The sequence below is a fragment of the Deinococcus aquatilis DSM 23025 genome (assembly GCF_000378445.1).
GTDB classification, from domain to species: domain Bacteria; phylum Deinococcota; class Deinococci; order Deinococcales; family Deinococcaceae; genus Deinococcus; species Deinococcus aquatilis.
The window spans coordinates 1-3722 of record NZ_KB899786.1; the positions used below are offsets into that span (position 1 = coordinate 1).

Here is a 3722-nt window from a genome sequence, read left to right on the forward strand (position 1 = left end):
GCGGGGGTTTTTTTTATCGCGGGAGTAGCTCAGCTGGTAGAGCACTACCTTGCCAAGGTAGATGTCGCGCGTTCGAATCGCGTCTCCCGCTCCAAGTTAACTTCGCAAGAGGTTTTTTTTCAGTTTAACAGCCCCGTTCTTTGTGAACGGGGCTGTTTTCTGATTAGATTACTGCTCTTTCACATTTGGGATTTTTATCTCTTTGGGATCAAATGTGCTTACTGGATACTCGGGGTTCATTTCTTTGAGCCTGTCCAGAATGACCTGTGCAATTAGCAGGTCACGAAACCATTTGTGGTCTGCTGGAATGACGTACCAGGGTGCGTCTTTGGTACTGGTCGCAAAAGCATCTTCATATGCGCTGGTGTATTCAGGCCACTTGACCCTCTCGGCCAGGTCACCCTCATTGAACTTCCAATGTTTGGTTGGATCGTTCAGGCGTTCCTGCAACCGCTGACGTTGTTCTTCGGGGCTGATGTGGAGATAAAACTTAATAATCTGTGTTCTGCTATCAATCAACAGAAACTCAAAGTTTCGGATGTCTTTGGAACGTTGCTCTGCCGTTTTGTCATCAATAAGAGCATGAACACGGGTGACCAGAATATCTTCGTAATGGCTGCGGTTGAAGACACCGATATTGCCCCGGCGCGGCACTTTGGCATGAACACGCCATAGAAAGTCGTGGGCAAGTTCTTCTTCGCTGGGAACCTTAAAATTTGCGATCTGGACACCGTTGGGGTTGAACGCGCCGATGACATGTTTGACGGTACCGTCTTTGCCTCCAGCATCACGGGCCTGCAACACGATCAGAAGGGCCTGTTTGCTTTCGGCATAGAGGCGCTCTTGCCATTCGGCCAGCTCTGATTTGAGACTGCTCAGCAGAGCTTTGCCTTCCTCTTTGCTGTAGCCGCCGTCATCGTCGGTGGCCCAGTCCTGAAGGGAAACCCTGCGACCTGATTTGACACGGTAACGGTCTGAATTCATGCCGGGGAGCGTAGCATTTTGCCGAACGACGCATATTGGGCGTGGCTTGCGAATCGTGACGGTGCTGCTCTGAATCAGGGCGTGCCCTAACTGGACGGCATAGGCTTTTTCCGGACCAGCGCAAATGCCTGTCCGCCAAAGACTCCGATAATCACTGCTCCAGCTAGCGCGATCCCCAGGGCAGCAGGCAGTCCGACGTGTTGTGCCACAAACCCGATGGCGGGCGGCCCGAGCAGGAATCCGGCGTATCCGATGGTCGCCACCTGCGCGATGCCGTGTCCAGCCAGAGCGTGCCCAGCGGTGCCGTACATCACAGGCACCACATTACTGAGGCCAAGTCCGGATAGAGCAAATCCCAGCGTTGCCAGCCACGGTTCACGTACCAGCAGCGCGACTGCTAGACCCAATGCCGTGAGAAGAGCGCCGCCCCGCACGGTGCGTTCGTCGCCCAAACGGGTACGGAGGCGGTCTCCGAACCAGCGCCCCAGGGTCATGGCAATCACGAATGCCGTGTAGCCCCAGCTGGCATTGCCGCCTGACGCCCCCAGGATGTCGCGGAAGTAGAGGGCTGCCCAGTCGTAATTTGCGCCTTCTGAGAGCATGCCCAAGAAGCACAGAGTTCCCAGCAGCAACACGGCAGAACTGAAGCGTGGGCCAGCAGGCCGCGAAGCCGTCGCCTTGTCATCCGCGACTGCTGGAAGCGCGGCCTGATCCGGTATGAGTCTTCGGGCCGACCACAGACCAGCCAGCGCCGCAACGCCGACCACGATCAGGGCGTGTGTCAGCATGGGAACGCGGCCCACCAATGCCGTCCCCAGCAGCGCACCCAGCACGCTGCCGAGGCTGAAATAGGCGTGAAAGCGGCTCATGACCGGGCGGGCCAGAGCCCGTTCTACCGTCACGCCCTGCGCGTTCATCGCTACGTCCATTGCTCCGTTGGCAGCACCCATGATGGCCAGGGCCACGGCCAGAACCAACAGATTTGGAGACAGGAAAGGCAGGGCCAGCGCCAGGATGAATGCGGCCATCGCCGTGCCCGTGACCCGGTGGCTGCCGTACCGGGCAGTCCAGCCGCCGGTGACAGGCATGGTACACATGCTTCCCAGCCCGATAGACAGGAGGGCCAATCCCACCTGTGATTCACTGAGATTCAGCGCGTCACGGATGCCAGGAATGTTGACCGCCCAGGTGCCGAAGACTGCGCCGTTGGTCAAAAACACCAGCCCCAGCGCCTGACGGGCCGTCTCAGCTTGTCTGGAGTTTGGGGAAGCAATCTGGGCGGCGTCAGTCATTGGAGAAACCTCTGGGCAATACGAATGGTGGGAGAGAAAGACGCACTGGCAGTCTGAATCGTTTCAGACTCTCTGAACATACGGTAGCATTCCTTATGCCCTCCGCCAAGACCCCCTTGCCCGCCGCGCTGTCATCCGAGCCAGAGGTGCGGCAGCCAACTGGTGCTGCCGGGGAAGACCGGATGCTGTCCACGCCGCCCAACCGCCGAACCACCCTGCGTGATGTGGCGCTGGCACTGGGCGTGTCGGTGGCGACAGTCAGCAATGCCTACAACCGACCCGACCAACTGTCACCGGATCTGCGCGAACGGGTGTTCGAGCAGGCGGCGGCACTGGGTTACACCGGGCCTGATCCATTGGCCCGCAGTCTGCGCCGGGGACGTACCCAGGTGATCGGCGTGCTGTACGACGCGCCGCTGGCCTACGCTTTTGCCGACCCGGCGGCCAGCCTGTTTTTGGGCGGTATTGCCCAGGCCCTGCAGGATGCTGGCCTGAGCCTTCTGCTCCTGTCGGGCCGCAGTGAAGCCGCGCCTGCGGGCGACGCCGCCAGAAGTGCCAGCGTGGACGGCTTTATCAGCTACGCTGCCGCACATGGCAGCCCCCTGCTTGACGCTGCCCTGACCCGCAATTTACCGATCGTCTTGGTCGATCATCCGGTGCGGCTGGATCAGGGTGCTGCCGAGCAGGGGCCAGAAACGACCCACCCCGTCATTGGGATCAACGATACCGATGGAGCGAAACTGGCCGCCGAACACCTGTTGACGTTGGGACACGCGGCTATCGGAGTTCTGGGATTGCCGTTGCGGGCCGATGGACGCGCAGGATTGGTGACATCCGAAAGAGAACGCCGGGCTACCAACACCCATATTCTGGCCCGCTTGCAGGGCTACCGCGCCGCTTTACAGGGGTTTGCCTCGGCACCTTTACCCGTATATGAGGTGGCCGACAACACGCCGGAAAGTGGTCAACAGGCTGCACATGCCCTGCTTACGGCGCACCCGGAAACCACTGCCCTCCTGTGCATGAGCGACGTGTTGGCACAGGGCGCGTTGGCAGCGGCAATGGCTCTGGGCCTGCGCGTGCCCGAAGACCTGAGCCTCATTGGATTTGACGATATCCCCAGCAGCGCAGTCCTGAACCTGACCACCGTGCGCCAACCTACCGCCCAGAAAGGCGAACAGGCCGGACGTGCCCTGCTGGCCCTCCTGGCTGGGCAACAACCGCCCAACGTGCTGTTGCCGACGACACTGGTGGTGCGGGGGAGTACGGGGACTTGCAAACCGGGCCTCAACATCTGATGGGCTGAGAAATTGTGCGACCTGGCGTTTGCTGATGCTGGATAGCTTCTGCGCTAAGTACGTCGTAGTTAACCCAGCCGCTTTACCCCAAACTGCGGGATAAAGCTCCATTCCCACTACGACGTACTTTCTTCGATACTCGCTTCGC

General features: G+C 59.7%; 3 protein-coding genes and 1 tRNA gene. 2 read left to right on the forward strand and 2 right to left on the reverse strand.

Features of this window, described 5'->3' with window-relative positions; translation table 11 throughout:
• The first annotated feature begins 18 nt into the window (after positions 1-18).
• Positions 19-94: transfer RNA gene (locus F561_RS0124075), tRNA-Gly, on the forward strand.
• Between the two features lie 74 nt (positions 95-168).
• On the opposite strand, the gene F561_RS0124080 is transcribed toward F561_RS0124075, so the two are convergent.
• Positions 169-984 carry a polyphosphate kinase 2 family protein gene (locus F561_RS0124080; RefSeq protein WP_019012519.1) on the reverse strand — a complete coding sequence of 272 codons (816 nt, stop codon included), beginning with the start codon at positions 982-984 and terminating at the stop codon, positions 169-171.
• 86 nt (positions 985-1070) lie between these two features.
• Positions 1071-2276 carry an MFS transporter gene (locus F561_RS0124085; protein ID WP_019012520.1) on the reverse strand — a complete coding sequence of 402 codons (1206 nt, stop codon included), beginning with the start codon at positions 2274-2276 and terminating at the stop codon, positions 1071-1073.
• Positions 2277-2371: 95 nt separating this feature from the next.
• Here F561_RS0124085 and F561_RS0124090 point away from each other — a divergent pair, with 95 nt between their 5' ends.
• Complete coding sequence (locus F561_RS0124090) at positions 2372-3574, forward strand: substrate-binding domain-containing protein (RefSeq protein WP_019012521.1); 1203 nt, start codon at positions 2372-2374, stop codon at positions 3572-3574.
• Positions 3575-3722: the final 148 nt, after the last annotated feature.

Coding starts and splice junctions, on each gene's coding strand:
- F561_RS0124080 (WP_019012519.1), bottom strand. CDS start 984: ATGAATTCAGACCGTTACCGTGTCAAATCAGGTCGCAGGGTTTCCCTT.
- F561_RS0124085 (WP_019012520.1), bottom strand. CDS start 2,276: ATGACTGACGCCGCCCAGATTGCTTCCCCAAACTCCAGACAAGCTGAG.
- F561_RS0124090 (WP_019012521.1), top strand. CDS start 2,372: ATGCCCTCCGCCAAGACCCCCTTGCCCGCCGCGCTGTCATCCGAGCCA.